Below are 26,951 nucleotides of genomic sequence, written 5' to 3' on the forward strand. Positions count from 1 at the left end.
CCCTGAAAAGGGTGCGTGAGTATACCCGTTTTATTGTCGATTTGGGGCGTTGATGAACCAACTTACTTATCTCCAGGGCTATCCGGAGCATTTACTGACTCAGGTTCGCAGCCTGATTGCCGAGCAGAAGCTCGGCGCGGTGCTGGAAAAACGCTATCCCGGCACGCACGATTTCGCGACCGATAAAGCCCTCTGGCAGTATACGCAGGATCTGAAAAGCCGTTATCTCAAGAGCGCGCCGCCGATCAACAAGGTGATGTACGACAACAAGATCCACGTGCTGAAAAACGCGCTCGGCCTGCACACCGCCATCTCCCGCGTGCAGGGCGGCAAGCTGAAGGCGAAGGCCGAAATCCGCGTCGCGACGGTTTTCCGTAACGCGCCGGAAGCCTTTCTGCGGATGATCGTCGTCCATGAGCTGGCGCATCTGAAAGAGAAAGAGCACGACAAAGCGTTCTATTCCCTGTGCTGCCACATGGAGCCGCAGTACCACCAGCTGGAGTTTGATACCCGGCTATGGCTTACGCATTTATCGTTAAATAGTAATGCGGAATAGCGCACGCGAATTGTCATGATGACGTGCTACAGTGGCTAAAGGTTCCCCGCTACGGAGTACGTAAACGTTTATGATACGTTTCGCAGTCATTGGAACGAACTGGATCACGCGCCAGTTCGTCGACGCCGCCCACGAAACCGGCAAATATAAGCTTACCGCGGTCTATTCCCGCAGCCTCGAGCAGGCGCAGAGTTTTGCTAACGACTACCTCGTTGAGCATCTCTTCACCTCGCTCGACGAGATGGCGCAAAGCGACGCCATTGACGCGGTCTATATTGCCAGCCCGAACTCCCTGCACTTCCCGCAAACGAAGCTGTTCCTCAGCCATAAAAAGCATGTGATTTGCGAGAAGCCGCTGGCATCGAATATTCAGGAAGTGGAAGCGGCCATTGCGCTTGCCCGCGAAAACCAGGTGGTGCTGTTCGAAGCGTTTAAAACCGCCAGCCTGCCGAATTTCCTGCTGCTGCAGCAGTCCCTGCCGAAAATTGGCAAAGTGCGTAAAGCCTTTATCAACTACTGCCAGTACTCGTCGCGCTACCAGCGCTACCTGGACGGCGAGAACCCGAACACCTTTAACCCGGCCTTCTCTAACGGCTCGATTATGGATATCGGTTTCTATTGTCTGGCCTCCGCCGTGGCGCTGTGGGGCGAGCCGCATGGCGTAACGGCCACCGCCAGCCTGCTGGAAAGCGGCGTGGATGCGCACGGTTTAGCGGTGCTGGACTACGGCGATTTCAGCGTGACGCTGCAGCACTCCAAGGTGAGCGATTCGGTGCTGCCGAGCGAAATTCAGGGCGAAGCGGGCTCGCTGGTTATCGAGAAGATCTCCGAGTGCCAGAAGGTGAGCTTTGTGCCGCGCGGCGGTAAAGCGCAGGAGCTGACGCAGCCTCAGCATATTAACACTATGCTCTATGAGGCAGAGGTCTTCGCCCGTCTGGTGGAAGACAACGAAGTGAATCACCCGGGCCTCGCGGTGAGCCGCACCACGGCGAAACTGCAAACGGAGATCCGCCGTCAGACCGGCGTGGTGTTTCCGGCAGACGACGTGAGCGCGGAAGCTATCGCGTAAAACTGTGTAATGAAACCGTGCAGACCATTGACGAAACCAATGGTCTGACATATTTTGTTACCTGCAAAGGGGAGTAACTTCTTCGCCGGTGGATCGTCATTACGATGCGTTAAACACGCATCCGGTCGCCGGGCAACCCTCGTGGTTGTAAGTGAGACCTTGCCGGAAGGCGAGGTCTATGCATAAAAAGCTAACGGCTATCGTCTTCTGACCATGGCCGTTTTTGTTTTTTATGTGTAAGGAAAATAGTATGCATTCTGTCGGCACTCCAATGCTGTGGGGCGGATTCGCGGTTGTCGTGCTCATCATGCTGGCGATCGACCTCTTTTTGCAGGGTCGTCGTGGCGAGCACGGCATGAGCGTTAAGCAGGCCGCCGTCTGGTCGCTGGTCTGGGTTACCCTCTCACTCCTCTTCTGCGCCGCTTTTTGGTGGTATCTGGCCTCGACCGAAGGCCGCGCGGTGGCCGATCCTCAGGCGCTCGCCTTCCTCACCGGCTATCTGATTGAAAAAGCCCTGGCGGTTGATAACGTCTTCGTCTGGCTGATGCTGTTCAGCTACTTTGCCGTGCCTGCAGCCCTGCAGCGTCGCGTGCTGGTGTACGGCGTGCTGGGTGCCATTGTCCTTCGTACCGTCATGATCTTCGCCGGCAGCTGGCTGATTACCCAGTTCGAATGGCTGCTGTATGTCTTCGGCGCGTTCCTGCTGTTCACCGGTATCAAAATGGCGCTGGCGAAAGAAGACGATACCGGTATCGGCGATAAGCCGCTGGTGAAGTGGATCCGCGGCCATCTGCGCATGACGGACAAGATTGAGAGCGAGCACTTCTTCGTGCGCAAAAACGGCCTGCTGTTTGCCACCCCGCTGCTGCTGGTGCTGATCCTGGTTGAGCTTAGCGACGTGATTTTTGCGGTGGACAGCATCCCGGCTATCTTTGCGGTCACTACCGACCCGTTCATCGTGCTGACCTCTAACCTGTTCGCCATTCTCGGCCTGCGTGCGATGTACTTCCTGCTGGCGGGCGCGGCGGAGCGCTTCTCGATGCTGAAGTACGGTCTGTCGGTGATCCTGGTGTTTATCGGTATCAAGATGCTGATCGTCGATTTCTACCATATCCCGATCGCCATTTCGCTCGGCGTGGTGTTCGGCATTCTGATCGTGACGCTGATTATCAATACCTGGGTTAACCGCCAGCACGATAAGAAGCAGCAGGCTTAATGCGTTTTGCCCGGTGGCGCTGCGCTTACCGGGCCTACAACGTCACTCCGTAGGCCGGGTAAGCGCAGCGCCACCCGGCATTTTCGTTAACCAATAGTTAAAAAACATGACGCAACACGTAAAATCCAGCATTTTACGCTTCCGCCTTTCGCTGCTTTCCCTGATACTCAACCAGGCAAACAAATACTTACATCCGGACACAAATGTGACTTAGAGCACATCCAGGATGGAACGCAATTTCACTCAGGAATAACGTATGAGCACACAATCACGCGGTCTGTTCGCGCGCCTGGCGCAGGGCAGTCTTGTAAAACAAATTCTGGTCGGGTTGGTACTGGGTATTCTGCTGGCGATGGTGTCAAAACCCGCTGCGGAAGCCACGGGACTGCTCGGGACGCTGTTCGTGGGCGCACTGAAGGCCGTCGCACCGGTACTGGTTCTGATGCTGGTGATGGCGTCAATCGCTAACCACCAGCACGGACAAAAAACCAACATTCGCCCTATTCTCTTCCTGTATCTGCTGGGAACCTTCTCTGCTGCCTTAACGGCCGTGGTGTTTAGCTTCCTGTTCCCGTCCACGCTGCACCTGACCAGCGCGGCCGGTGATATCACGCCGCCATCCGGCATTGTGGAAGTTCTGCGCGGCCTGCTGATGAGCATGGTTTCTAACCCTGTCACGGCGTTGATGAACGGAAACTACATCGGCATCCTGGTCTGGGCGATTGGTCTGGGCTTCGCGCTGCGCCACGGTAACGACACCACGAGACACCTGGTCAACGATTTGTCGAACGCCGTGACCTTTATGGTGAAACTGGTGATTCGCTTTGCGCCTATCGGGATCTTTGGTCTCGTTTCTTCGACGCTGGCAACCACCGGTTTCGACGCGCTGTGGGGCTACGCGCAACTGCTGGTTGTTCTGGTCGGTTGTATGCTGCTGGTCGCGCTGGTCATTAACCCACTGCTGGTGTTCTGGCAGATCCGCCGCAACCCGTATCCGCTGGTGCTGACCTGCCTGCGCGAGAGCGGCGTGTACGCCTTCTTCACCCGCAGTTCGGCGGCGAACATTCCGGTCAACATGGCGCTGGCGGAGAAGCTGAACCTGGACCGCGATACGTATTCCGTGTCGATCCCGCTGGGTGCAACCGTGAACATGGCGGGCGCAGCAATCACCATCACCGTGCTGACCCTGGCGGCGGTACATACGCTGGGTATTCCGGTGGATCTGCCGACCGCACTGCTGCTGAGCGTGGTGGCGTCGCTGTGTGCCTGTGGCGCATCGGGCGTGGCGGGCGGTTCGCTGCTGCTGATCCCGCTGGCGTGTAATATGTTCGGTATCCCGAACGAGATCGCGATGCAGGTGGTAGCCGTTGGCTTTATCATCGGCGTGCTGCAGGACTCCTGCGAAACCGCGCTGAACTCCTCTACCGACGTGCTGTTCACCGCAGCGGCCTGTCAGGCGGAAGACGCGCGTTTAGCGAAGAACGCATTGCGCGGGTAAAAAAAAGCCCGGTGGCGGCTACGCCTTACCGGGCCTACAGGGTTTAGTAGGTCGGGTAAGGCGTAGCCGCCACCCGACAAAGAACTTACAGCGTCACACCACTCTTAAAGATCGCCAGCTCGCGGAAGTCGTTCTTCTCGTTGCAGGTCTGCTTACCGTTGGCAAATTCCACGATAGTGTCCACAAACTCCATCAGCAATTCAGGCATCGCTTTGCCGTGAATCAGCTGGCCCGCATCAAAGTCGATCCAGTGTTTTTTCTTCGTCGCCAGCTCGCTGTTGGTGGCGATTTTCACCGTCGGCACAAACCCGCCGTACGGCGTACCGCGACCGGTACTGAACAGCACCATATGACAACCCGCACCCGCCAGCGCGCTGGTGGCGACCGCATCGTTGCCCGGTGCGCTGAGCAGGTTCAGCCCGTGCGTTTTCAGGCGCTCGCCGTAGCGCAGCACGTCCACCACCTGGCTCGCGCCCGCTTTCTGGGTGCAGCCGAGGGATTTCTCTTCCAGCGTGGTGATCCCCCCCGCCTTGTTGCCCGGCGACGGGTTCTCATAAATCGGCTGATTATGGGCGATGAAGTACTGTTTGAAGTCGTTCACCATGGTGACGGTTTTCTCAAACGTCTCTTCGTCGCGGCAGTGGCTCATCAGAATACGCTCCGCGCCGAACATTTCCGGCACTTCGGTCAGCACCGTGGTGCCGCCGTTAGCGATGACGTAGTCGGAGAAACGTCCGAGCATCGGGTTAGCGGTAATGCCGGAAAGACCATCAGATCCGCCGCACTCCAGACCAAACTTCAGCTCGCTCAGCTTGCCCGGCTCGCGCTTGTCATGGCGCATGACGTCATACAACTGATGAAGCTGCTCCACGCCCGCTTCCACTTCGTCGTCCTGATGCTGGCACACCATAAAATGCACGCGCTCAGGGTCGAATTCCCCCAGCGTGTCGCGGAAAGCGTCAACCTGATTGTTCTCGCAGCCAAGGCCAATCACCAGCACCGCCCCCGCGTTCGGGTGACGCACCATGTTTTGCAGCATGGTGCGGGTGTTAATGTGGTCGTCACCCAGCTGAGAGCAGCCGTAGGTGTGGCTGAACAAATGCACACCGTCAGTGCCTTCGGCATCGTTGGTCTCTTTCAGGAAGCGCGTCTGAATTTGACGCGCAATCCCGTTCACGCAGCCGACGGTCGGGAGGATCCACAGCTCGTTGCGGATCCCCACCTCGCCGCTGGCGCGACGGAAGATCTGCACGTCACGATCTGCCGCCTGTCCGGCTTCCGCCTGGAAATCAGGTTGATAGCTGTACTCGTCCAGATCGCTCAGATTGGTGCGGGTATTGTGGGAGTGAATATATTCACCCGGTGCAATATCCGCCAGCGCATGACCGATGGGCAAACCGTACTTCACCACGTTCTCCCCTTTCGCAATGGGGATCAGGGCAAACTTGTGTCCACGCCCAATGGCCTGGCACAACGTGACCGACTGACCGTCGAACGTGACGTTCGTTCCTTCGGTCAAATCCGCCAGCGCGACGGCCACGTTATCCAGCGAATGGATTTTGATGTATTGCATATCAACCTCAGACGGCCTTAGTTCAGTTCAATGGCGAAGTAGTCACGCGCATTGTTAAAGCAGATGTTTTTCACCATTTCGCCCAGCAGCTGGATATCCGCTGGCGCTTCGCCCGCGTGCACCCAGCGGCCAATCATCTGGCACAGAATGCGGCGGAAGTATTCATGGCGGGTATAGGACAGGAAGCTGCGGCTGTCGGTCAGCATGCCGACAAAGCGGCTCAGCAGGCCAAGCTGCGCCAGCTGCGTCATTTGACGCTCCATGCCGTCTTTCTGATCGTTGAACCACCAGCCGGAGCCGAACTGCATCTTGCCCGGCATCCCTTCGCCCTGGAAGTTGCCGACCATGGTACCCAGCACTTCGTTATCGCGCGGGTTCAGGCAGTAGAGGATGGTTTTTGGCAGCAGATTTTGCTCGTTCTGTTTGCTCAGCAGTTTGGACAGCTCTTCCGCCAGCGGACGGTCGTTGATGGAGTCGAAGCCCACATCCGCACCGATCAGTTTGAACTGGCGCTGGTTGTTATTGCGCAGCGCGCCGATATGGTACTGCTGTACCCAGCCGCGACGGGCGTATTCCGCGCCGAGGAACACCAGCACCGCCGTTTTAAACTGCGCCACTTCGTGCTCGCTCAAGTCTTCGCCGGAGAGACGACGCGCCAGAATGCTGTCCAGCTCGGCTTCGTTTGACTCCGCAAACAGCACCACGTCCAGCGCGTGGTCAGAGACTTTACAGCCGTGCGCCGCAAAGTGATCCAGGCGTTTGGTCAGCGCGGTTTGCAGGTCAGCAAAACGACGAATATCGGTATCGGACACTTCCGCCAGCTTCGCCATGTAGTCAGTGAAGGTGGACTGCTCAATGTTGAAGGCTTTATCCGGACGCCAGCTTGGCAGCACTTTAATGTCGAAAGAGGTGTCTTTCGCAACGACGGCGTGGTGCTCGAGCGAATCGACAGGATCGTCGGTGGTGCCGACCATCTTCACGTTCATCTGCTTCATGATGCCGCGTGCGGAGAACTGTTCCTGCGCCAGCAGCGCGTTGCATTGATCCCAGATTTCATCCGCAGTCGCGGGAGAAAGCAGTTTACCGGTGATGCCAAACGGACGACGCAGTTCAAGATGCGTCCAGTGGTATAGCGGGTTGCCGATGGTATGCGGAACGGTGGCCGCCCAGGCGTCAAACTTCTCGCGATCGGTGGCATCGCCGGTGCACAGGCGCTCAGCGACGCCGTTGGTGCGCATCGCGCGCCATTTATAGTGGTCACCCTTCAGCCAGATATCATACAGGTTTTTGAATCGGTAATTTTCGGCAACCTGCTGCGGCGGTAAATGGCAGTGGTAGTCGAAAATCGGCTGGTCTTTTGCGTAGTCGTGGTACAGGCGGCGAGCAAATTCGGTATCTAACAGAAAATCGTCGGTCATAAACGGCGTCATTATCGTCTTCCTCATTACGGGAGCGTCAGAAAGCGTATGTTCATATGCTGCAAAGTTATCACACCAATTTCCACCCACCGAAGTTTTTTTCGTGAGTCAGATCAATAAACGTCGACAAAAAAATTACCCCAAATGGAGTAAACCCTCTCACAGACCGCGCCAATGCTGGCTTTGCTCGCACCGCGGAATATCCCTACAAAGATTCACACATTTGTGATGTCACTCACCTTTTAAAGTTGTATGACAAGTTATCGTTTCGCCGTCGCAAACACTACGCCGACGGAATGCATTGCTGGTGTCAAGAACATCAGATTTAACGGTACGGAAACCGACTTATGCACGATGACTTATGGCAAGGTTCGGGCCGTTCCGGGACATCTCCCGGTTATGCCCCTCCCGTTACTGAACAACTCCCGGCAACGGTTGAGTTGTTACCGTGTGCTGGCACGGAAATAACATAACGATGAGGTTTTACATGCGTAAAATTAAAGGGTTACGTTGGTATATGATCGCACTGGTGACGCTCGGCACCGTGCTGGGCTACCTGACGCGTAACACAGTGGCAGCAGCGGCTCCAACGTTGATGGAAGAGTTGCACATCACCACGCAGCAATACTCCTACATCATTGCGGCTTATTCCGCGGCTTATACCATCATGCAGCCTGTTGCAGGCTATGTTCTGGATATTCTGGGTACCAAAATCGGCTATGCCTTTTTCGCCGTAGCATGGGCGATTTTCTGCGGTGCAACCGCACTGGCAGGCAGCTGGGGCGGCCTGGCGCTGGCGCGTGGTGCGGTCGGTGCGGCTGAAGCCGCCATGATCCCGGCGGGCCTGAAGGCAAGCTCCGAATGGTTCCCGGCAAAAGAGCGTTCCATCGCTGTAGGTTACTTCAACGTCGGCTCGTCTATCGGCGCGATGATTGCGCCGCCGCTGGTGGTCTGGGCCATCGTGATGCACAGCTGGCAGATGGCGTTCATTATCTCTGGCGTACTGAGCTTTGCATGGGCAATGGCGTGGCTGGTGTTCTATAAACACCCGCGCGACCAGAAAAAACTCTCTGAAGAAGAACGTGAATACATCATTGGTGGTCAGGAATCTCAGCATCAGACCAACAACGGCAAAAAAATGACCGTCTGGCAGATCCTGGGCACTCGTCAGTTCTGGGGTATCGCCCTGCCGCGCTTCCTGGCAGAACCGGCCTGGGGTACCTTCAACGCCTGGATCCCGCTGTTCATGTTTAAAGTGTACGGCTTTAACCTGAAAGAGATCGCGATGTTCGCCTGGATGCCAATGCTGTTCGCAGACCTGGGCTGTATCGTGGGCGGCTACCTGCCACCGCTGTTCCAGCGCTGGTTTGGGGTGAACCTGATTGTCTCCCGTAAAATGGTCGTCACCATGGGCGCCCTGCTGATGATCGGCCCAGGCATGATCGGCCTGTTCACCAGCCCATATGTGGCTATCGCCCTGCTGTGTATTGGTGGCTTTGCGCACCAGTCCCTGTCCGGCGCGCTGATTACGCTCTCGTCTGACGTCTTCGGTCGTAACGAAGTGGCAACGGCCAACGGCCTGACCGGTATGGCGGCATGGACCGCTAGCACCATGTTTGCGCTGGTGGTCGGTGCCCTGGCAGATACCATTGGCTTTAGCCCGCTGTTCGCGGTGCTGGCTATCTTCGACCTGATGGGTGCGGTGGTTATCTGGACGGTGCTGAAAAGTAAATCCGCAGACGAACTGGCGAAAGAGTCCCTTGGGGGACCGGCTACGCAGAGTTAGCATTGTTGTGCCGGGAGCCGGGTGGCGGCTTCGCCTGACCCGGCCTACAAAACCCAATAAAATCGTAGGCCGGGTAAGCGCAGCGCCACCCGGCAAAATCTTCTCAAAAGCCGCCTCCGGGCGGCTTTTTTCATGGCGAAATCTGGAGACTGGCTCGCAAAAGTGGTATAACAAATCATCCGCCGTACCCTGCCTGGAGCGCATATGGAAATCACCGAACCACGTCGTTTATATCAACAACTTGCTGCCGAGCTGAAAGATCGCATCGAGCAAGGCGTCTATCTTGTCGGTGATAAACTTCCCGCTGAGCGCTTTATTGCGGATGAAAAGAGCGTGAGCCGTACGGTCGTACGCGAAGCCATCATCATGCTGGAAGTGGAAGGCTACGTTGAGGTACGCAAAGGCTCCGGCATTCATGTGATCTCCAACCAGGCAAAACACTCCCCGGCACCGGACGAAAATCTGGAGTTTGCCAGCTACGGTCCGTTTGAGCTGCTCCAGGCTCGCCAGTTGATCGAGAGTAATATTGCCGAATTCGCCGCTACGCAGGTCACCAAGCAGGACATCATGAAGCTGATGGAGATACAGGAAAACGCGCGTAAAGAAAAATGTTTCCGCGATTCAGAATGGGATCTTCAGTTCCACGTCCAGGTGGCGCTGGCTACGCAGAATACGGCGCTGGCCGCAATCGTGGAAAAAATGTGGACTCAGCGCGTTCATAACCCGTACTGGAAGAAACTGCACGATCATATCGATTCGCGCACCGTGGATAACTGGTGCGACGATCACGATCAAATCCTTAAGGCACTGATTCGCAAAGATCCGCATGCGGCAAAACTGGCGATGTGGCAGCACCTGGAAAACACCAAACTGATGTTGTTCAACGAGACCAGCGACGACTTCGAATTTAACGCTGACCGCTATCTTTTTGCCGATAATCCCGTGGTTCACCTCGATACCGCATCCAGTCAGGCAAAATAGTCTCCCTTTCTGCTGGCAGGCGCTTCGCTGCGCCTGATGGCGAACTGGGGTAAGCAAAACATATATAGTGTCAGCCTTTGTAAAATCCCTCGCTCCCTTCCAGGCCTTACGCCAAAATCACTTCACCCCTGCAAATTCTGTGACGCAGAACGTCGGGCTTTGTTACAATTGGATTCACTTCGTTATTTTGTAAGTTAGTGCTTGCTAACCAGCCAATTAACAGGGAACAGTGTTGGCCACACACCAATGTGTCCGCGAGCGACCATAATGAAATCACAACAATGTCGCCGTGCTGTTTTTCCCGGATTACAGGCGTGACGTTAACCGATTTCCAGGAACACTGAATGGAACTTTTGACCCAACTACTGAATGCCCTGTGGGCTCAGGATTTCGAAACGCTGGCCAACCCTTCCATGATTGGCATGCTTTATTTTGTCCTCTTTATGATTCTGTTCCTTGAGAACGGACTTCTTCCTGCCGCCTTTTTACCGGGCGACAGTCTGCTGGTGCTGGTCGGCGTACTCTGTGCGAAAGGGGCGATGGCCTTCCCGCAAACCGTATTGCTGTTAACCATTGCGGCCAGCCTGGGCTGCTGGGTGAGCTACATTCAGGGGCGATGGCTGGGCAACACGCGGATCGTACAAAACTGGCTTTCGCATCTTCCGGCGCATTACCACCAGCGCGCGCACCATCTTTTCCATAAGCACGGGCTTTCGGCGCTGCTGATGGGCCGTTTTATCGCTTTTGTCCGTACTCTGCTGCCCACCATCGCCGGGCTGTCCGGTCTGAGCAGTACTCGCTTCCAGTTCTTTAACTGGATGAGCGGCCTGTTATGGGTACTGATCCTCACCACGTTGGGCTACGCGCTGGGCAAAACCCCGGTCTTCATGAAGTATGAAGATCAGTTGATGTCCTGCCTGATGCTGTTACCGGTGGTCCTGCTGGTCTTTGGCCTGGTGGGCTCGCTGGTTGTCCTGTGGAAAAAGAAATACGGCGCCAGAGGTTAACCATGGTTATCTCCCCGCTCGCCCTGCGTCGCGTCTCTTACGCCATGATCGCGCTGATGATGTTCAGCGTCCTGATCCTGGCATGGGCTGCGCTGCAGCATCAGGAATCGACGCTGGCAATACGTCCGGTGAATCAGGGCGCCAGCGTGCCGGATGGTTTTTCCATCTGGCATCATCTGGACGCCAACGGGATCCGCTTTAAAAGCATTACGCCGCAAGACGACGTGCTGCTGATAAAATTTGACTCCAGCGCGCAGAGTGCAGCGGCAAAAGCCGTGCTCGACAGAACGCTGCCGCAGGGTTATATCATTGCGCAGCAGGAAGACGACAGCCATGTTGCCTCCTGGATGTCGCTGCTACGCGATACGTCGCATCGGTTTGGTTAATTACCAGGATTCCGAATCTTTTCACTCACTTTGGTGATTACGCCGTTTACTTACTATGCTTAAGTACGCGGAGCACCCCTCAGATGTTCTCCGCATAGTTCTGGATCACGGCTCACGCCGTAACACAATGGAAGGTTTCGATAATGAAATTCCGCATTACCCTGGCTCTGGCCCTTTTGTCTTTAAGCACAGCTTCATACGCCACCTCTCTCTGTCAGGAGAAAGAACAGGATATTCAGCGCGAGATCGGTTATGCCGAAAAGCATAATAATCAGCACCGCGTTGATGGCCTGAAGAAAGCGTTAAGCGAAGTGAAAGCCAACTGTTCCGACAGCAAGCTGCGTGCCGATCACCAGAAAAAAATCGCTGAACAGAAGGACGAGATAGCCGAGCGCCGTCAAGACCTTCAGGAAGCGAAAGAGAAAGGGGATGCGGAAAAAATTGCCAAGCGCGAGAAGAAGTTGAAAGAAGCGCAGGACGACCTGAAAGCGCTGGAAGCTCGCGATTATTGAGTTAACGGAAATCTCAACAGGAGAGAATCATGTCAAAAGATACTACGTCAGAAAACCTGCGCGCTGAACTGAAATCACTGGCGGACACCCTGGAAGAGGTACTTAGCTCTTCTGCCGATAAGTCGAAAGAAGAGGTCAGCAAACTTCGCAGCAAAGCGGAGCAGGCGCTGAAAGAGAGCCGTTATCGCCTCGGTGAAACCGGCGATGCGTTAGCTAAACAGACCCGTGAAGCCGCCGCGCGCGCTGACGAATATGTTCGCGACAATCCGTGGACGGGTGTGGGTATTGGCGCTGCCGTTGGTGTAGTGCTGGGTGTCCTGCTGACGCGTCGTTGATTATGGAAGATCCTCGTCACGCACAAGGGCCTGCTAATAACGTCCTCGGTATCGGCCAGCGTATATTAACCACGCTGGTCGGCATTGCCGAAACGCGCGTCCGGCTGGCAGTGGTTGAACTGGAAGAGGAGAAAGCCAATCTCTTCCAGATGCTGCTCATGCTCGGGCTCACCATGCTCTTCGCCGCGTTCGGTCTGATGAGCCTGATGGTATTAATCATCTGGGCTATCGACCCGCAGTATCGTCTTAACGCGATGATCGCCACCACGGTGGTGTTACTGGTTGCGGCATTGATTGGCGGCATCTGGACAATGCGTAAAGCACGCAGGTCTACCTTCCTGCGCCACACGCGCCAGGAGCTGGCTAACGATCGTTCGCTGCTGGAGGATGACAAGCCGTGAGCGATAAAGCCGAACGTCAAAAGCGAAAAGCGTATCTGCTAAGCCAGATCCAACAGCAACGGCTGGATCTGTCCGCCGGTCGTCGCGACTGGATCGAGGCAACACGTCCGTTCGACCGGGGCTGGAACACCTTCCTGAGCCTGCGTTCCTGGGCGCTGGTGGGCAGCAGCGTGATGGCTATCTGGACGGTTCGTCATCCTAATATGCTGATCCGCTGGGCACGTCGCGGCTTTGGTGCCTGGAGCGCCTGGCGTCTGGTGAAAGCAACGTTGCGGCAGCAGCAGTTACGCTAGCCTTCTTGCCGGGTGGCGGCTGTGCCTTACCCGGCCTACATTTTATCCGTAGGCCGGGTAAGCGCAGCGCCACCCGGCAAAAATCCCTCCCCACGCTTACTCAATATCTTTGATAAAGATTGACAGTTTTCCTTGCTAACAATTGTCCCCCGCCCCGTTTATTATCCTCTCCATCGACAGCAGAGCCGCGGTATCTACCCGGAATTGCAGACAAATAAAGTTCAGCCGCTTATGTGGTTTCCTGGAGAGTAAAATGAAAAAATTAGAAGATGTTGGTGTACTGGTAGCACGTATTCTGATGCCAATTCTGTTCATCGTGGCAGGTTGGGGAAAAATCACCGGTTACGCGGGTACCCAGCAATATATGGAAGCCATGGGCGTGCCGGGGTTCCTGCTGCCTCTGACCATCCTGCTTGAGTTCGGCGGCGGCCTGGCAGTGCTGTTCGGCTTCCTGACCCGTACCACCGCGCTGTTCACCGCAGGCTTCACCCTGCTGACAGCCTTCCTGTTCCACAGCAACTTTGCGGAAGGCGTGAACTCTCTGATGTTCATGAAAAACCTGACCATCGCGGGTGGCTTCCTGCTGCTGGCCATCACTGGCCCAGGCGCATACAGCATCGACCGCCTTCTGAATAAGAAGTGGTAAGCACGCTATACTGATTGAACCCAAAGCGAGGAGATATCTCCTCGCTTTTGCTATCTGACGGAGGAGAAAAAAATGGGACAACTCGTAGACGGCGTCTGGCAGGATGTCTGGTATGATACCAAATCCACCGGGGGTCGCTTCAAGCGCTCTGTTTCGGCCTTCCGTAACTGGCTGACCGCCGACGGCGCACCTGGCCCGAGCGGCGAAGGCGGCTTCGCCGCAGAAAAAGACCGTTATCATCTCTATGTTTCCCTTGCCTGCCCATGGGCACACCGCACGCTGATTGTGCGCAAACTCAAAGGTCTCGAATCTTTAATTCCGGTTTCCGTAGTGAACCCGCTGATGCTGGAAAACGGCTGGACGTTCGACAGTGATTTCCCTGCCGCCACCGGTGACGACCTTTATCACCACGATTTTCTCTACCAGCTTTACCTGCGCGCCGATCCACACTACACCGGACGCGTCACCGTACCGGTATTGTGGGACAAGAAAAACCAAACGATCGTCAGCAACGAATCGGCGGAGATCATCCGCATGTTCAACACCGCGTTTGATGCCCACGGTGCCCGCGCCGGTGATTATTACCCGGTCGAGCTGCGCGATAAAATTGACGAGCTGAACGGCTGGATCTACGACAACGTGAACAACGGCGTCTACAAGGCCGGTTTTGCCACCAGCCAGGAAGCGTATGACGAAGCGGTTGGAAAGGTGTTTGAATCGCTGGAGCGCCTGGAGCAGATCCTCGGCCAACATCGCTACCTGACGGGCGACCAACTGACGGAAGCGGACATCCGCCTGTGGACGACGCTGGTGCGTTTTGATCCGGTGTACGTCACCCACTTTAAGTGTGATAAACACCGCATCAGCGATTATCTGAACCTGTATGGTTTCCTGCGCGATATCTACCAGATGCCGGGTATCGCCGAAACGGTCGACTTCGACCATATTCGCACCCACTATTTCCGCAGCCACAAGACGATTAACCCAACGGGCATCATCTCCATTGGGCCATGGCAGGATCTGGATGAACCTCACGGGCGCGACATTCGTTTCGGATAAATATTCAGGGCATCAATCAATACCCAAAATAATTCAAGTTGCATGAAGGCGGCGACGCAGCGAATCCCCAGGAGCGTACATTAGTACGTGACTGGGGTGAGCGAGGAAAGCCAACGCCCAGGCAACTTGAAGTATGACGGGTAAATGCCCTTTTTTAATTCACAATCTCCATCTATCCTTACCTCGATCGCTTAGAAAACAAGTGATTGACTGACTAATGAGGCAAGGAAAATGGACTGGTATTTAAACGTACTGCGCAACTACATTGGATTTGGTGGCCGCGCCCGCCGCAAAGAGTACTGGATGTTCGTTCTGGTGAACTTCATCCTCGCCCTGGTGTTGAGTATTGTGGACAAAATTCTGGGCTGGGAGCGTGCCGGGGGAGAAGGCATTCTCACCACGATTTATGGCGTATTTATTATGCTGCCGTCCTGGGCGGTTCAGTTCCGACGCCTGCACGATACCGATCGTTCAGCCTGGTGGCTCTTGCTGCTGTTGATCCCGATCGTGGGCTGGATTGTGATCCTGGTCTTTAACTGTCAGAACGGCACGCCGGGTGAAAACCGCTTTGGTCCGGATCCGAAAGCTGGCATGTAAATCAGAGCCCGGTGGCGCTTTCGCTTACCGGGCCTACGATTTTATTTATTGTGGTGGGCAAAAAGCTTTGGTATTTCGCGCAGGCACCAGGATTTGGCTTCGCCCATGCTGTCGCGTCGCCACGCCATAATGATATCCACCTCGCTGGTGTATTCCGGGCTGACAACGCGCAGCCGCCCTTCCGCAATGTCCTTTTCAACAAAAGGATAAGGCATCGTCGCCACACCCAGCCCGGCCAGCAATGCCTGACGCTTATCTTCCAGCGACGTGACGGTTAAACGCGGCTGTTTATCCAGCAGCTGTACCGTTAACACCGGACGTTCACGGGCGGTATCCGCTACCGCAACGCCACGATACTTCACGCGCGTAACCTCCGAAAGCGGCTCCGGCTCCTGATGGATCGGGTGATCCGGCGCGGCGACATAAACGTTCATCACGCTATAGAGCTTGCGGGAGTTAATTTCTGACGAAGAACGGAAGTGCATGTCCGGCGCAATAACAATATCCGCCCTGCCCGTTTCCAGACGCTCCCACGCCCCTGCCAGCACCTCGGTAATGATCGACAGCTGCGTATTGGCTTTCGCAGCCAGGCGGTCCACCAGCGGGAACAGCGCTTCGGTCGGCACCAGCGCTTCAGTAACTAACGTCAGATGGGTTTCCCAGCCGCGCGCCAGCGCTTCGGCGTCCGTCGTGAGTTTATCCGCCGCTTCCAGCAGCACACGACCGCGCTCCAGCAGCATGCGGCCAACGTTCGTGAATTTTGTTCGATGGCCGGAGCGGTCAAACAGCACCACGTCCAGCTCTTCCTCCAGCTTCTGCATGGTGTAGCTCAGCGCAGACGGAACGCGCCCCAGTTCATCTGCCGCCGCAGCAAAACTGCCGCGTCGGTCAATCGCGTCCATGACGCGCAGCGCCTCAAGCGTCAATGCTCTCTCTTTAGCCATCTCGTTCTCATTCAGGAAATTTGAACATACCGGGCAGAATATCTGGCTAACAATGCAGCGTCCATACCTTTACCATTGTTTTAGTGTAAAGAGAGGTCAAGTTTATGATTACGACAAGAACAGCTAAACAGTGCGGACAAGCCGATTTCGGTTGGCTGCAGGCCCGCTACACCTTTTCCTTTGGACACTACTTTGACCCTAAACTCCTCGGTTACGCTTCATTGCGCGTGTTGAACCAGGAAGTGCTCGCTCCGGGCGCCTCCTTCCAGCCGCGTACGTATCCGAAAGTCGATATCCTGAACCTGATCCTGGAAGGCGAGGCAGAATACCGCGATAGCGAGGGCAATCATGTCCAGGCAAAGGCTGGCGAAGCGTTGTTAATTTCCACGCAGCCGGGCATCAGCTACAGCGAGCATAACCTCAGCAAAGACAAAACGCTGACCCGCATGCAGCTGTGGCTGGACGCCTGCCCTGAGCGGGAAAATCCGCTGGTGCAGAAGATAGATTTAACGGACGATAAACAGCAGCTGATTGCATCGCCGGACGGCAGCAAAGGCAGTTTGCAACTGCGTCAGCAGGTGTGGCTGCACCACATCGAACTGAAGAAAGGTGAACAGGCGAGCTTCCAGCTTCACGGTCCGCGCGCCTATCTGCAGTCGATTCACGGTACGGTGCATGCAGTGACGCACACGGAAGAGAAAGAAGCGCTCACCTGCGGTGACGGGGCGTTTATTCGTGATGAAGCGAATATCACCCTGGTGGCGGATACGCCGCTGCGCGCGCTGCTGATTGATTTACCGGTTTAGAGAACGCCCTCACCCTAACCCTCTCCCACAGGGAGAGGGAACCGATCGAGCCCCTGAACTCGCTACGCCTTACTCGCCATAATCTCAATAATCTGCCGGTCCGTTGCCTGCATTGAGCGGCAGGCTAACGCACAAAGGTTCGAAATGGACTGCTCCACGTCATGCGCCACAATGCCCTCATTGCCCGTCACAGCAGAATCATCCAGCGCCATCATCACCGCTTTCCAGGCGCTACTGACGCTGGTTGAGACCTTCATGGCGCAGCTGTTAGACGCTCCATCGCAGATCATCCCGCTGACGTCACCGATCATACTGCCTATCGCCATCGAAATAGTCTGGTAAGAACCGCCCATCAGCCACGCCATCCCCGCAGCAGCGCCCATTGCCGCCGTTGTCGCCGCGCAAAGCGCCGACAGGCGCGGAAGCTGGACGTGGATATAGATCGCCGACAGATGTGAGAGCATCAGCGCCCGCGCCAGCCGTTCGTCATCAGCCTGAAGGTGCTCAGCCACCACGACAACGGGCATGGTAGCCGTGATCCCCTGATTACCGGAGCCTGAGTTACTCATCGCTGGCAACGTCGCGCCGCCCATGCGGGCATCCGAGGCTGCGCTGGTACGAATGACAATGTCTGATCCCAAATCCTGCGCCATCCATCCGCGCGAGCGCTGCTTACTGAGCGTTGCGCCAATGTGCAGCCCCCACTTCCCACTGAGCCCTTCACGGGAGAGCGCATCGTTCAGTTGCCCTGCCTGCAGGATAAAGCGGATCGCCTCGAACGGCACCTGCTCAACAAATTCCAGGATCTGCGACAGCGTGCTGGTTGATAGCACCGCCAGAGGATCGGTATTTTCTTCAGTCAATTGTTCACCCAGCGTAAAGCGCGTTTCGCCCTGGCAAACCACTTCCACCACCCGCGTATGCCCACCGGCGATGGTCACCGTTGCCGAGGTATCCCCGGCATGAACACGGGCGCGGGAGTAGAGGATCTCTTCGCACGGTGCCTGCAGTTTGACCTGCACCTGTCCCGCCTCAAGCAGGGCTTTGGCGCGTATTAGCGCATCGGCGGTAGCATCTTTCAACACCTCCAGTCCGGCGTTCACGTTACCGCCAGTCGCGCCCAGCGCCGCTGCAATGGGAAGACCGACCATACCGGTGCCTGGCACCGTCACGCCTAGCCCGTTTTTCATCAGGTTCGGCGATACCCACGCTTCAATCTGCGTGACCTCCCCCGGCAGATTTTCTGCGGCAATCGCACAGGCCAGCGCCAGAGAAATAGGTTCGGTACACCCAATTGCAGGTTTCACTTCTTCCTGCACCGCGCGAATAAATTGGTTCCATAAAGTTTGAGTTTGCTCAGACATCGTTACGACCTTATTTGCCCTCAGGAGAATGCGAGGAAAGGAGAAACACAAAGCAGCAACCCGGTGATGACGATAATCACCAGCGATACGCCTTTATATTTATGCAGTGCCGGGACTTTGTAGACCAGCCATGCAGGGATCAGGCAGCCCACCATGCCGAAGATGGGGCTGCAAATGGAGGTGAAGCTCAGTACCGGCGCGTTTAATACAATCGCGCTCCAGGCCAGCAGGATGGCAAACAGCATAATCCCGCGCTGGACGGTGTTTTCATTCATTTTCTCTGCCGGCATTTTGCGGCGCAGGATGTTCATGACGATACCCTGCGTGGCCTCGCGAAAGCCGAGATAGACGCCGAAGAATGCGGTCATCACGGCAAAAATATTAAGGATCACGCTGACGATTTTGACCCAACCCGCGCCGTCACCGCTGATAAACTGTGCCGCAATCGCCAGAGCCGAAATATTCTGCTCGTAGGCTTTAACCGCCTCATCGTGCCCCATCGCCAGGGTGAAAGAGACGGCATAGAAGAAGACCGTCACAAACAGCACACCAAAGGCAATGTTCATCGCCCGCAGCGCTTTATGGCGCGCAACCTCCACGGATTTTTCTCGTGAACGATACGAGATCACCATCGGGCTTAAAGTCTGAATAAACAGAATGGAGGTTAAGGTAAAGGGCAGCGTAATAATGGCGTTTTTAATCAACAGCCCCGCTGGCGGCAGCATGCCCACGTTGGCCAGATGCCAGAGCCCAATCATCGACAGCCCCAGCGCGGCCACCACCAGTAATTTGGTCAGCACCATCAGGCTGGACACTTTAAACAGCAGTTTTTCACCGCGCGACGAAATGGCCACCAGAATGCAGATCAGGCATAAACCGTAAAACGGATTGTCAGATAACAAACCGTCGGTCACGCCGAAGGTGTGCAAATACGAGGCGCTGTCGTTGGTAATGGCCGTGGAATAGACAAACATCCAGATCACCAGCATCACGAAATAAAGCGCACCCAATAAGATGCCCCAGTTTTTACCTAAATAACCGCTAATGACGCTCGGGTAATCTTTGCATTCCGGTGATTCCGCCAGGGTGTTAATAAACAGACGCTGGAATAAATACATGGCGGGATAGCCAATTATTGATGAGAGCAAAAATACCCACAGCCCCATTAACCCGACCTGCACGGGGAGAAAAACTATCCCCGCGCCGATAGCCATCCCGATACTCATGATGACCCAGCCCGTGTCGGTGCTGTCGAATTTAATTGCCGCTTGCCACTCGCTCTCGCTCATTCCCGCTCGCCTTGCCGCGGGGGAATCACTCACAATCACACTGCTGTTTGTTGCCGTATCCATTGGGCACTCGCTTATTTTGTAGGGTAAACAGTTGTTTTTATAGGTTTCCGATCGCCAGCGATTGCGATTCAGAGGGTTGCAGGTGTGTGTTATTGGTGTGGGAAGATCATATCCGTAGCGTGGGAGAAAAAAGTCACAACTTTTATAAGGATTTTCTACGTTGCGAGTAAAAAATTCTATGAAACTCTAAAATGCAGATAATATTTTCTAAAGGTGATACAGCTCAAAAAATCATATCATACTTAAAAAGAGAATATTTCGGAATTTATAAAGATGAATGCCCTACTCGCAGACCTTTCTTTTTTATAGGATGACATATCAACAAACCACCTGATGATTATGGTTAGACTATGGACACCGTTGAAGAACTCAATGGAACATACTTTTATAAAGGTGTATGTAACATCTCCGCATCTGAGTTATTTTTTTGGATTTTTTTGGATGCCACCGATGAACAGTTTGGCGGATTAAAGGATGCAGTAATGATGGCCACTATGATTCTTGGTTTACCTATACTTGAAACCAGAACAAAGCCAGAAACGGCTACAATAGGCACATCTGTGGCATCTAAGTACCTGCGAGATCTACTGAATGTACAGCTACCACACCGACTACCTACAATTACACTTGCAAGCTTTAAATACAGAAAACCAATGTATACCAAAAACTTAGGTGCGTTCATTGGCCGATGGATACCTGCACTAGGGATAACCATACTTGCTGCAGATGTTGCAATGATAAGTTACAAAACGCTTTCAAGATATAATACGATTGCTCACCCAAAAGACCGGATTTGGTGAAGATGAACAGTGAGGCTGATGTTTTAAAATTCTTCAGGGATAATTTACCAGAACAAGGCACATTTACGGGTAAACGGATTCCCCTCGGGATAGATGATGTTTTACAGGATTACACGGATCTGGATGATATCGTATATGCCATTGAGAGATTCGAAAAAAAGTATCTTATCGAAGTTAACACTGGAAATTATTTCCCCTGGACTCAAACCTGGTTTTTCAGGAAATGGTTTACTAAAGAACCGGTTAAGCAAATATCAAAGCCATTGACGGTAAGAATGTTTGCCGAAGCGGTAAAAGCAGGAAAATGGATACACGATTGATTTATAGAAGGAGTTTTTATCATGGCCGTACCTGTTCACATTTGGTTCTATGACGACGGTGGCTCACTCATTAAAGGTTCATGTGATGTTCAGGATCGTGAAGGGAGTGTTGAAATTAGAGGTTTAACCCATAACTTGAGTATTCCAACCGATCCACTCTCCGGAAGATTAACCGGAACGAGGAAACACGCGCCTTTCCTGTTCGAGAAGGAAATTGATAGCTCATCTCCTTATCTTTATAAGGCGGTAGCGACAGGGCAAAACCTTAAGAAAGTTGAGATTAGATATTACCGAATTAATGACGCAGGTTGGGAGGTTGAATACTTTAGAACTGAGCTGGAAGGTGTGAAAGTTGTCTCAATCTCCCCTATTGTTAACGATACACGTAACTGCCCTGGTACTGGCCACCTTGAATCTGTTCAATTGCGCTACGAAAAAGCGACCTGGACCTATTGCGACGGGAATATACAGTTTGCTGATGCATGGAATGAACGTGCGTCGGCATGATGTTTAGAATTCATTCTCACAGAATCCAATTGAAGCGATTCTGTGAGTTTTCATTTTAAATGATTGATTCCAGGATCACTCAGCCAGCGCGTTAGCCATATCGGTTCTGATCTGCTTACGCTGTTCCGGTGTCAATACCTGGCTGACGTCGAAGTAATATTTCACGCGGTAATAACGGGTCTGCTCTTCAATTTTGCTGAAGGCGGTAAGCTGGCTTTTCACCGTGCTTTCGTCCCATTTACCCGCCTGGAACATGTCGATCAACGCACCGTCCTTCACGCCCGTCATCGGGATCTTGCTGACATTTTCTTCCAGCTGCTGATGCAGATCTTCAATCTTTTTAACCTGCTCATTGCTGAGCTTCAGGTGCTGTACCAGCGGATCCTGCGATGGAGACGGGGCTGCCTCAACGTTCGCGGCCTGCGCGGTAAAACTGCACACCGCCAACGACGCTGCAACCAAAGCAATACGGGTCATTTTCATCATCTTACTGTCCTTACATTTTGTTATTGGGAAAAGCAGGAACATTGTTTTTCAAGAGCGGATGAATATGTGTGAGTAATTATATAAACAATTTTGTATGTTTAGCGGGCAAAAAAATGCCCCCTGCGTTGAGGGGGCATGAGACCTGAATGTCGTCAAATTGATTGCGTAAATGTTCGCGAAATCACGTCCTGCTGCTGCTCGCGCGTCAGGGCGTTAAACCGCACCGCATAGCCTGAGACGCGGATCGTCAGGTTCGGGTAATTCTCAGGATGCTCAATGGCATCGAGGAGCATCTCCCGGTTCATGACATTGACGTTCAGATGCTGCCCCCCCTCAATGGACGCTTCGTGATGGAAGTACCCGTCCAGCAGCCCCACCAGGTTGGTTTTGCGTACCAGCTCGTCCTTGCCCAGCGCCTGCGGCACGATGGAGAAGGTGTAGGAGATCCCGTCCTTGGCATAGGTGAAAGGCAGCTTGGCAACCGACGTTAGCGAGGCCACCGCCCCTTTTCTGTCGCGACCGTGCATCGGGTTCGCGCCAGGCGCAAACGGCGTGCCGCCGCGGCGTCCGTCCGGCGTGTTCCCGGTCTTCTGGCCGTACACCACGTTGGAGGTGATGGTCAGGATCGACTGGGTTGGCACCGCGTTGCGGTAGGTTGGCAGCGCCTGAATTTTTTTCATAAAGCGCTCAACCAGGTCGCAGGCGATGCTGTCCACGCGGTCGTCGTTGTTGCCGTACTGCGGATAGTCCCCTTCAATCACGAAATCGACCGCCAGCCCGGTATGGTCGCGCACCGGCTTCACCGTGGCGTATTTAATGGCCGACAGGGAATCCGCCGCCACCGACAGCCCGGCAATGCCGCAGGCCATGGTGCGATAGACGTCCCGGTCGTGCAGCGCCATCAGCGAGGCTTCGTAGCTGTACTTATCATGCATGTAGTGAATGAGATTCAGGGCGCTGATGTACTGCACCGCCAGCCAGTCCATAAAGTGATCGAGGCTCGCCATCACGGTGTCGTAATCCAGCACGTCGTCCAGCAGCGGCTCGGTTTTAGGACCGACCTGAATCTTCAGCTTTTCGTCCACCCCGCCGTTGATCGCGTACAGCAGCGTTTTGGCGAGGTTGGCGCGCGCGCCAAAGAACTGCATCTGCTTGCCGATCACCATCGGGCTGACGCAGCAGGCAATGGCGTAGTCGTCGCTGTTGAAGTCCGCACGCATCAGATCGTCGTTCTCATACTGCAGCGAAGAGGTAACGATCGACACCTGCGCGGCGTATTTCTTGAACGCGATCGGCAGCTGTTCAGACCAGAGGATCGTCAGGTTCGGCTCCGGTGCAGGCCCCATGGTGTGCAGGGTATGCAGATAGCGGAAGCTGTTTTTGGTCACCAGCGTGCGCCCGTCCAGCCCCATGCCGCCGATCACTTCCGTCGCCCAGATCGGATCGCCGGAGAAAAGCGTGTCGAACTCCGGCGTGCGCAGGAAGCGCACCATGCGGATCTTCATGATGAAGTGGTCGATCAGCTCCTGCGCCTGGACTTCATTCAGCCGCCCTGCCTGCATGTCGCGCTCAATGTAGATATCGAGGAACGAGGCCGTGCGCCCCAGCGACATCGCCCCGCCATTCTGGGATTTCACCGCGGCAAGATAGGCAAAATAGACCCACTGCACCGCTTCCTGGGCGTTCATCGCCGGACGTGAGATATCAAAGCCATAATTCGCCGCCATCTGCTGGATCTGCAGCAGCGCGCGTTTGTGCTCCGCCAGCTCCTCACGCAGGCGGATCGTGGCTTCCAGATCGTCACCGCGCTCCAGCCTGCCCTGAAGATCGGTAAACTGCAGTTCACGCTCGCGCACCAGATAAGCGATCCCGTACAGCGCCACGCGACGGTAGTCGCCGATGATGCGTCCGCGCCCGTAGCCGTCCGGCAAACCGGTCAGTACGCCGGATTTACGGCAGCGCATCATCTCCGGCGAGTAGACGTCAAACACGCCCTGGTTGTGGGTTTTGCGCAGGTCGGTAAACAGGTATTCGAACTGCGGATCCATCTCCCGACCATAGGCTTCGAACGAGCTGCGGATCATGTTGATCCCACCGTACGGGTGCAGCGCGCGCTTGAGCGGCTTATCGGTTTGCAGACCAACGATCGTCTCCAGATCCTGGTCGATGTAGCCCGGCCCGTGGGCCGTAATGGTGGTGGCAATGTTGGTGTCAAAATCCACCGGGGCGTGGGTGGCATTCTCCTGGCAAATGCCGACCATTACCTTCTGCCACAGCGCCGTCGTTGCTGGCGTCGCCTGCGCGAGGAAAGCTTCATCGCCTTCATAAGGGGTGTAGTTATGCTGAATAAAATCGCGGACGTTGACGGCGTTTTTCCATTCTTCACCGCGAAACCCGGCCCATGCATCGCTGTAGGGCGCGACGCCCGTATCGATTGTTACTTTCATGTGTTTCTCGCTTTATCAGGCGTAAGCCGCAGCCGGGGTAACCTTCCCAAGACGGAGGGCGTCCAGCGCGATCATTTTTTCTTCGTTGGTAGGGACAACCGCGCAGGCCACGCGGGACGACTCGGTGGAGATCACGCGCTCACCCGCGCTGCCCGGCAGGGCATTTTTGGCATCGTCGAGGATGATGCCGAAGACTTTCAGGCGTTCCGCCACCAGCGCGCGGACAAGCTTCGAGTTTTCGCCAATGCCGCCGGTAAAGACCACCCCATCCAGGCGGTGCAGGGACGCCGCGTGACCCGCAATGTGCCGCGCAATGCGGTGGACGAAGGTAAGGATAGCCAGCTGCGCACGCTCGTTGCCTTCGTGCCAGGCTTTCTCCAGCGCGCGCAGGTCTGAAGAGATGCCGGAGATCCCCAGCAGCCCGGACTCTTTATTGACCACGCGCTCCAGATCTTCAAACGACTGGCCGGTCTGCTGGGCAATCCACGCCATCGCACCGAAGTCCACATCGCCGCAGCGCGTGCCCATCACCAGCCCTTCCAGCGGCGTCATCCCCATTGAGGTATCGACGCTTTCGCCGTTGCGCACCGCGCAGATGGACGCCCCGTTCCCGAGATGGGCAATCACCAGGCCGCTGTCATCGGGGGACAGCCCGAGAAGCGTATGCGCCTGCGCGGCAACGTAACGGTGAGAGGTCCCGTGGAAGCCGTAGCGGCGCACGCCCAGCGCTTCAAAATAGCGGTACGGCAGACCGTACAGATAAGCGTGCGGCGGCAGCGTCTGGTGGAAGCTGGTATCAAATACCGCCACCTGCTGCACGCCCGGGAACAGGCGCTCTGCGGCTTCCACGCCGCTCAGGTTGGCGTAGTTATGCAGCGGCGCCAGCGGGGAGACCTGGCGGATCTGCGCAATCACCTCTTCCGTGATCAGGGTCGACTCGCTGAAGAGGTCGCCGCCGTGCGCAATGCGGTGGCCAATTAAGGCCACGCTGCTCATCAGGTTACGCTTCTCCAGCTCCAGGGCGATGGCAGCCAGCGCCCCTTCGTAGTCCTGGTGATCCAGTCTGACCGGCTCACCCCCGTTCACGGAAATAAAGGCCTTCTCGGTGTTGATCCCGTCCGCAATCCCCGTCATCAGGGCATCGCAGCTGCTGGCGTCGAGCACCGAAAACTTAACAGAGGACGATCCGCAGTTAATAACCAGTACTACCGGAAACTCAATCATCATGTGACTCCGCTCTTCCTGAGCAATGGGTTAGAACAGTTTGTAAACGATGTTCAGAATGGTCAGCAGGCCAACCACGGTAACGAAGATGTTCTCGGTACGGCCTTTGTATTTCGCCAGCGCCGGTGCTTTGCGGATGGCGTACATCGGCAGCAGGCACAGCAGGGAGGCGATGATTGGCGCGCCCATGGCTTCAATAAGGTCCAGAATGTTCGGGTTGGCGTAGGCCACAACCCAGGTGGAGCCCATGATCAAGATCATGCTGATGGTGTTCAGCTTGCCGACGGAAACTTTCTTCTTATCGCCCTTATAGCCGAACTTGAGGACCAGACCGTTCAGCCCTTCCAGCGTGCCGAGGTAGTGACCAAAGAAGGATTTGAAGATAGCGACCAGCGCAATGATGGACGCGCCGTATTCCAGCACGGTGGCGAAGGTAGATTTAGTGCCTGACAGCGACGCGAAGTGGTTCGCCAGATAAGAGAGCACCGGAATGTTCTGCGCTTTGGCGTCCGCCATGTTCTGCGGAGAGAGGGTGAACAGGCAGCTGAAGGCGAAGAACATCACCACGGCCACCATCAGCAGGCTGGCGCGGCCGATGATTTTGGAACATTTCTGCTCGGTAAACTCTTTCCCAAACTCAGGCTCGTACTCTTCGCGCTTGGAGACCACAAACGAGGAGACGATAGGCGAGAAGTTGAAGGAGAAGACCATGATGGAGATCCCCAGCCATACGGTGACCAGAATGCCGTCATGACCGGTGAAGGCGATATCGCTCAGGTTGACCTGGTCGATCACCGCCGAGTTCCAGTACGGGATCAGCGACAGGGAAATCAGCACCAGGCTGGCGATAAACGGGAACACCAGGAAGCTCATGACCTTCACCATCAGGTCTTTACCAAACCAGATAACAAAGGCCATCAGCAGCAGCAGGAACAGCGCCACAAAGCCGCGGTTCAGCGCGGGCAGCTGGAGCTGGTTTTCCCAGAAGGTCATGAAGGTGTTGGTAATAGTGACGCCGTAAATCCACAGCAGCGGGCAAATCGCAAAGAAGTAGAGGAAGGTGATCACCACCCCGCCGGTTTTACCAAAGTGCTCTTCCACCGTTTCGGTGATGTTGCCGGAGACGTTGCTGCCGGACAGACACAGGCGCGCCAGCGCCCGGTGGCAGTAAAACGCAATCGGGAACGCGAGAACCAGCATCAGCAGAATAGGGATCAATCCACCAAAGCCGGCGCGGATGGGGAAGAACAGCACGCCTGCGCCGATGGCGGTACCAAACAGGCCAAGCGTCCAGGTGGTATCAGACTTACGCCAGGAGGACGTTTTTGTCTGGCCAACGATAATGCTTTCTGTGTTGCTCATAGGTCA

General features: G+C 55.2%; 28 protein-coding genes. 19 read left to right on the top strand and 9 right to left on the bottom strand.

The window, feature by feature from the left end; translation table 11 throughout:
• Positions 1 to 52 precede the first annotated feature (52 nt).
• From AC2T6E_RS13895 to sstT, 4 genes are all read left to right on the top strand, one after another.
• Entirely contained in the window at positions 53 to 556 is a 504-nt protein-coding gene (locus tag AC2T6E_RS13895) for a YgjP-like metallopeptidase domain-containing protein (RefSeq protein WP_047347756.1), read from the top strand.
• A 70-nt stretch (positions 557 to 626) separates the two neighbouring features.
• Positions 627 to 1,625 (top strand): Gfo/Idh/MocA family protein, encoded by a 999-nt coding sequence (locus AC2T6E_RS13900; protein WP_010435866.1) that lies wholly within the window; start codon positions 627 to 629, stop codon positions 1,623 to 1,625.
• 250 nt (positions 1,626 to 1,875) lie between these two features.
• On the top strand, positions 1,876 to 2,841 hold the full coding sequence (locus AC2T6E_RS13905; RefSeq protein WP_174341486.1) for a TerC family protein: 966 nt from the start codon (positions 1,876 to 1,878) through the stop codon (positions 2,839 to 2,841).
• Between the two features lie 256 nt (positions 2,842 to 3,097).
• Positions 3,098 to 4,339, top strand: coding sequence for a serine/threonine transporter SstT (gene sstT / locus AC2T6E_RS13910; RefSeq protein ID WP_431643285.1), 1,242 nt, complete (start codon positions 3,098 to 3,100; stop codon positions 4,337 to 4,339).
• An 85-nt stretch (positions 4,340 to 4,424) separates the two neighbouring features.
• Here the strand turns inward: sstT and AC2T6E_RS13915 are convergent, their stop codons facing one another.
• Positions 4,425 to 5,912, bottom strand: a complete 1,488-nt coding sequence (locus AC2T6E_RS13915) for a UxaA family hydrolase (RefSeq protein WP_337256733.1) — start codon at positions 5,910 to 5,912, stop codon at positions 4,425 to 4,427.
• Positions 5,913 to 5,929: 17 nt separating this feature from the next.
• The gene (gene uxaC / locus AC2T6E_RS13920; protein ID WP_325840090.1) at positions 5,930 to 7,342 is read right to left on the bottom strand and encodes a glucuronate isomerase; all 1,413 of its coding nucleotides are present in this window, start codon (positions 7,340 to 7,342) and stop codon (positions 5,930 to 5,932) included.
• 475 nt (positions 7,343 to 7,817) lie between these two features.
• On the opposite strand from uxaC, the gene AC2T6E_RS13925 reads away from it, so the two are divergent.
• From AC2T6E_RS13925 to AC2T6E_RS13975, 11 genes are all read left to right on the top strand, one after another.
• Positions 7,818 to 9,116 (top strand): MFS transporter, encoded by a 1,299-nt coding sequence (locus AC2T6E_RS13925; protein ID WP_174341484.1) that lies wholly within the window; start codon positions 7,818 to 7,820, stop codon positions 9,114 to 9,116.
• Positions 9,117 to 9,320: 204 nt separating this feature from the next.
• Positions 9,321 to 10,097 (top strand): transcriptional regulator ExuR, encoded by a 777-nt coding sequence (exuR, locus tag AC2T6E_RS13930; protein WP_010435883.1) that lies wholly within the window; start codon positions 9,321 to 9,323, stop codon positions 10,095 to 10,097.
• Between the two features lie 344 nt (positions 10,098 to 10,441).
• Positions 10,442 to 11,104, top strand: coding sequence for a DedA family general envelope maintenance protein YqjA (yqjA, locus tag AC2T6E_RS13935; protein WP_010435886.1), 663 nt, complete (start codon positions 10,442 to 10,444; stop codon positions 11,102 to 11,104).
• Between the two features lie 2 nt (positions 11,105 to 11,106).
• Positions 11,107 to 11,490, top strand: a complete 384-nt coding sequence (mzrA, locus tag AC2T6E_RS13940) for an EnvZ/OmpR regulon moderator MzrA (RefSeq protein WP_010435888.1) — start codon at positions 11,107 to 11,109, stop codon at positions 11,488 to 11,490.
• 143 nt (positions 11,491 to 11,633) lie between these two features.
• On the top strand, positions 11,634 to 12,002 hold the full coding sequence (locus tag AC2T6E_RS13945) for a DUF1090 domain-containing protein (protein WP_010435889.1): 369 nt from the start codon (positions 11,634 to 11,636) through the stop codon (positions 12,000 to 12,002).
• 29 nt (positions 12,003 to 12,031) lie between these two features.
• Positions 12,032 to 12,337 carry an ElaB/YgaM/YqjD family protein gene (locus tag AC2T6E_RS13950; protein WP_010435890.1) on the top strand — a complete coding sequence of 102 codons (306 nt, stop codon included), beginning with the start codon at positions 12,032 to 12,034 and terminating at the stop codon, positions 12,335 to 12,337.
• A gap of 2 nt (positions 12,338 to 12,339) precedes the next feature.
• Complete coding sequence (locus AC2T6E_RS13955) at positions 12,340 to 12,738, top strand: phage holin family protein (protein ID WP_010435891.1); 399 nt, start codon at positions 12,340 to 12,342, stop codon at positions 12,736 to 12,738.
• Positions 12,735 to 13,031, top strand: coding sequence for a YqjK-like family protein (locus AC2T6E_RS13960; protein WP_010435892.1), 297 nt, complete (start codon positions 12,735 to 12,737; stop codon positions 13,029 to 13,031). Before AC2T6E_RS13955 ends, AC2T6E_RS13960 begins: the two co-directional genes overlap by 4 nt.
• A 253-nt stretch (positions 13,032 to 13,284) precedes the next feature.
• On the top strand, positions 13,285 to 13,677 hold the full coding sequence (locus AC2T6E_RS13965) for a DoxX family protein (protein ID WP_010435893.1): 393 nt from the start codon (positions 13,285 to 13,287) through the stop codon (positions 13,675 to 13,677).
• A gap of 72 nt (positions 13,678 to 13,749) precedes the next feature.
• Positions 13,750 to 14,736 (top strand): glutathione S-transferase family protein, encoded by a 987-nt coding sequence (locus tag AC2T6E_RS13970; protein WP_486692208.1) that lies wholly within the window; start codon positions 13,750 to 13,752, stop codon positions 14,734 to 14,736.
• 231 nt (positions 14,737 to 14,967) lie between these two features.
• On the top strand, positions 14,968 to 15,333 hold the full coding sequence (locus AC2T6E_RS13975) for a DUF805 domain-containing protein (RefSeq protein ID WP_010435895.1): 366 nt from the start codon (positions 14,968 to 14,970) through the stop codon (positions 15,331 to 15,333).
• 41 nt (positions 15,334 to 15,374) lie between these two features.
• On the opposite strand, the gene yhaJ is transcribed toward AC2T6E_RS13975, so the two are convergent.
• Positions 15,375 to 16,277, bottom strand: coding sequence for a DNA-binding transcriptional regulator YhaJ (gene yhaJ / locus AC2T6E_RS13980; RefSeq protein ID WP_003862655.1), 903 nt, complete (start codon positions 16,275 to 16,277; stop codon positions 15,375 to 15,377).
• A 104-nt stretch (positions 16,278 to 16,381) separates the two neighbouring features.
• On the opposite strand from yhaJ, the gene AC2T6E_RS13985 reads away from it, so the two are divergent.
• Positions 16,382 to 17,083, top strand: a complete 702-nt coding sequence (locus AC2T6E_RS13985; protein WP_010435898.1) for a pirin family protein — start codon at positions 16,382 to 16,384, stop codon at positions 17,081 to 17,083.
• Positions 17,084 to 17,145: 62 nt separating this feature from the next.
• On the opposite strand, the gene AC2T6E_RS13990 is transcribed toward AC2T6E_RS13985, so the two are convergent.
• Positions 17,146 to 18,447, bottom strand: coding sequence for an L-cysteine desulfidase family protein (locus tag AC2T6E_RS13990; protein ID WP_486692212.1), 1,302 nt, complete (start codon positions 18,445 to 18,447; stop codon positions 17,146 to 17,148).
• Positions 18,448 to 18,467: 20 nt separating this feature from the next.
• The gene (locus tag AC2T6E_RS13995) at positions 18,468 to 19,799 is read right to left on the bottom strand and encodes an SLC5/6 family protein (RefSeq protein WP_486692214.1); all 1,332 of its coding nucleotides are present in this window, start codon (positions 19,797 to 19,799) and stop codon (positions 18,468 to 18,470) included.
• Between the two features lie 350 nt (positions 19,800 to 20,149).
• On the opposite strand from AC2T6E_RS13995, the gene AC2T6E_RS14000 reads away from it, so the two are divergent.
• Genes AC2T6E_RS14000 through AC2T6E_RS14010 form a run of 3 tightly spaced genes read left to right on the top strand, consistent with a single transcriptional unit; the run spans position 20,150 to position 21,426 of the window.
• Positions 20,150 to 20,599 (top strand): STM2901 family protein, encoded by a 450-nt coding sequence (locus AC2T6E_RS14000; RefSeq protein ID WP_010435901.1) that lies wholly within the window; start codon positions 20,150 to 20,152, stop codon positions 20,597 to 20,599.
• Between the two features lie 2 nt (positions 20,600 to 20,601).
• A complete protein-coding gene (locus AC2T6E_RS14005) occupies positions 20,602 to 20,919 on the top strand; it encodes a DUF1493 family protein (protein WP_080328283.1) in 318 nt (105 codons plus the stop codon).
• Positions 20,920 to 20,940: 21 nt separating this feature from the next.
• Positions 20,941 to 21,426 (top strand): Hcp family type VI secretion system effector, encoded by a 486-nt coding sequence (locus AC2T6E_RS14010; RefSeq protein WP_010435904.1) that lies wholly within the window; start codon positions 20,941 to 20,943, stop codon positions 21,424 to 21,426.
• A 75-nt stretch (positions 21,427 to 21,501) separates the two neighbouring features.
• Here the strand turns inward: AC2T6E_RS14010 and AC2T6E_RS14015 are convergent, their stop codons facing one another.
• From AC2T6E_RS14015 to tdcC, 4 genes are all read right to left on the bottom strand, one after another.
• The gene (locus AC2T6E_RS14015) at positions 21,502 to 21,912 is read right to left on the bottom strand and encodes a Spy/CpxP family protein refolding chaperone (RefSeq protein WP_214605777.1); all 411 of its coding nucleotides are present in this window, start codon (positions 21,910 to 21,912) and stop codon (positions 21,502 to 21,504) included.
• 152 nt (positions 21,913 to 22,064) lie between these two features.
• Positions 22,065 to 24,359, bottom strand: coding sequence for a formate C-acetyltransferase (gene pflB / locus AC2T6E_RS14020; RefSeq protein ID WP_486692217.1), 2,295 nt, complete (start codon positions 24,357 to 24,359; stop codon positions 22,065 to 22,067).
• 15 nt (positions 24,360 to 24,374) lie between these two features.
• Positions 24,375 to 25,583 carry a propionate kinase gene (gene tdcD / locus AC2T6E_RS14025; protein ID WP_486692327.1) on the bottom strand — a complete coding sequence of 403 codons (1,209 nt, stop codon included), beginning with the start codon at positions 25,581 to 25,583 and terminating at the stop codon, positions 24,375 to 24,377.
• A gap of 30 nt (positions 25,584 to 25,613) precedes the next feature.
• Positions 25,614 to 26,945, bottom strand: coding sequence for a threonine/serine transporter TdcC (tdcC, locus tag AC2T6E_RS14030; RefSeq protein WP_486692219.1), 1,332 nt, complete (start codon positions 26,943 to 26,945; stop codon positions 25,614 to 25,616).
• Positions 26,946 to 26,951 lie beyond the last annotated feature (6 nt).

The organism is Enterobacter sp. B79-1 (genome assembly GCF_057444735.1).

What these genes read in the sequence shown, in the direction of transcription:
- AC2T6E_RS14015 (WP_214605777.1), bottom strand. Translation starts at nt 21,912, where the DNA reads ATGATGAAAATGACCCGTATTGCTTTGGTTGCAGCGTCGTTGGCGGTG.
- tdcD (WP_486692327.1), bottom strand. Translation starts at nt 25,583, where the DNA reads ATGATTGAGTTTCCGGTAGTACTGGTTATTAACTGCGGATCGTCCTCT.
- yhaJ (WP_003862655.1), bottom strand. Translation starts at nt 16,277, where the DNA reads ATGGCTAAAGAGAGAGCATTGACGCTTGAGGCGCTGCGCGTCATGGAC.
- sstT (WP_431643285.1), top strand. Translation starts at nt 3,098, where the DNA reads ATGAGCACACAATCACGCGGTCTGTTCGCGCGCCTGGCGCAGGGCAGT.
- mzrA (WP_010435888.1), top strand. Translation starts at nt 11,107, where the DNA reads ATGGTTATCTCCCCGCTCGCCCTGCGTCGCGTCTCTTACGCCATGATC.
- AC2T6E_RS14005 (WP_080328283.1), top strand. Translation starts at nt 20,602, where the DNA reads ATGAACAGTGAGGCTGATGTTTTAAAATTCTTCAGGGATAATTTACCA.
- pflB (WP_486692217.1), bottom strand. Translation starts at nt 24,359, where the DNA reads ATGAAAGTAACAATCGATACGGGCGTCGCGCCCTACAGCGATGCATGG.
- AC2T6E_RS14000 (WP_010435901.1), top strand. Translation starts at nt 20,150, where the DNA reads ATGGACACCGTTGAAGAACTCAATGGAACATACTTTTATAAAGGTGTA.
- exuR (WP_010435883.1), top strand. Translation starts at nt 9,321, where the DNA reads ATGGAAATCACCGAACCACGTCGTTTATATCAACAACTTGCTGCCGAG.
- AC2T6E_RS13900 (WP_010435866.1), top strand. Translation starts at nt 627, where the DNA reads ATGATACGTTTCGCAGTCATTGGAACGAACTGGATCACGCGCCAGTTC.
- AC2T6E_RS13925 (WP_174341484.1), top strand. Translation starts at nt 7,818, where the DNA reads ATGCGTAAAATTAAAGGGTTACGTTGGTATATGATCGCACTGGTGACG.
- yqjA (WP_010435886.1), top strand. Translation starts at nt 10,442, where the DNA reads ATGGAACTTTTGACCCAACTACTGAATGCCCTGTGGGCTCAGGATTTC.
- AC2T6E_RS13915 (WP_337256733.1), bottom strand. Translation starts at nt 5,912, where the DNA reads ATGCAATACATCAAAATCCATTCGCTGGATAACGTGGCCGTCGCGCTG.
- AC2T6E_RS13990 (WP_486692212.1), bottom strand. Translation starts at nt 18,447, where the DNA reads ATGTCTGAGCAAACTCAAACTTTATGGAACCAATTTATTCGCGCGGTG.
- AC2T6E_RS13975 (WP_010435895.1), top strand. Translation starts at nt 14,968, where the DNA reads ATGGACTGGTATTTAAACGTACTGCGCAACTACATTGGATTTGGTGGC.
- tdcC (WP_486692219.1), bottom strand. Translation starts at nt 26,945, where the DNA reads ATGAGCAACACAGAAAGCATTATCGTTGGCCAGACAAAAACGTCCTCC.
- AC2T6E_RS13950 (WP_010435890.1), top strand. Translation starts at nt 12,032, where the DNA reads ATGTCAAAAGATACTACGTCAGAAAACCTGCGCGCTGAACTGAAATCA.
- AC2T6E_RS13905 (WP_174341486.1), top strand. Translation starts at nt 1,876, where the DNA reads ATGCATTCTGTCGGCACTCCAATGCTGTGGGGCGGATTCGCGGTTGTC.
- AC2T6E_RS13970 (WP_486692208.1), top strand. Translation starts at nt 13,750, where the DNA reads ATGGGACAACTCGTAGACGGCGTCTGGCAGGATGTCTGGTATGATACC.
- AC2T6E_RS13945 (WP_010435889.1), top strand. Translation starts at nt 11,634, where the DNA reads ATGAAATTCCGCATTACCCTGGCTCTGGCCCTTTTGTCTTTAAGCACA.
- AC2T6E_RS13895 (WP_047347756.1), top strand. Translation starts at nt 53, where the DNA reads ATGAACCAACTTACTTATCTCCAGGGCTATCCGGAGCATTTACTGACT.
- AC2T6E_RS14010 (WP_010435904.1), top strand. Translation starts at nt 20,941, where the DNA reads ATGGCCGTACCTGTTCACATTTGGTTCTATGACGACGGTGGCTCACTC.
- AC2T6E_RS13965 (WP_010435893.1), top strand. Translation starts at nt 13,285, where the DNA reads ATGAAAAAATTAGAAGATGTTGGTGTACTGGTAGCACGTATTCTGATG.
- AC2T6E_RS13995 (WP_486692214.1), bottom strand. Translation starts at nt 19,799, where the DNA reads ATGGATACGGCAACAAACAGCAGTGTGATTGTGAGTGATTCCCCCGCG.
- AC2T6E_RS13985 (WP_010435898.1), top strand. Translation starts at nt 16,382, where the DNA reads ATGATTACGACAAGAACAGCTAAACAGTGCGGACAAGCCGATTTCGGT.
- uxaC (WP_325840090.1), bottom strand. Translation starts at nt 7,342, where the DNA reads ATGACGCCGTTTATGACCGACGATTTTCTGTTAGATACCGAATTTGCT.
- AC2T6E_RS13955 (WP_010435891.1), top strand. Translation starts at nt 12,340, where the DNA reads ATGGAAGATCCTCGTCACGCACAAGGGCCTGCTAATAACGTCCTCGGT.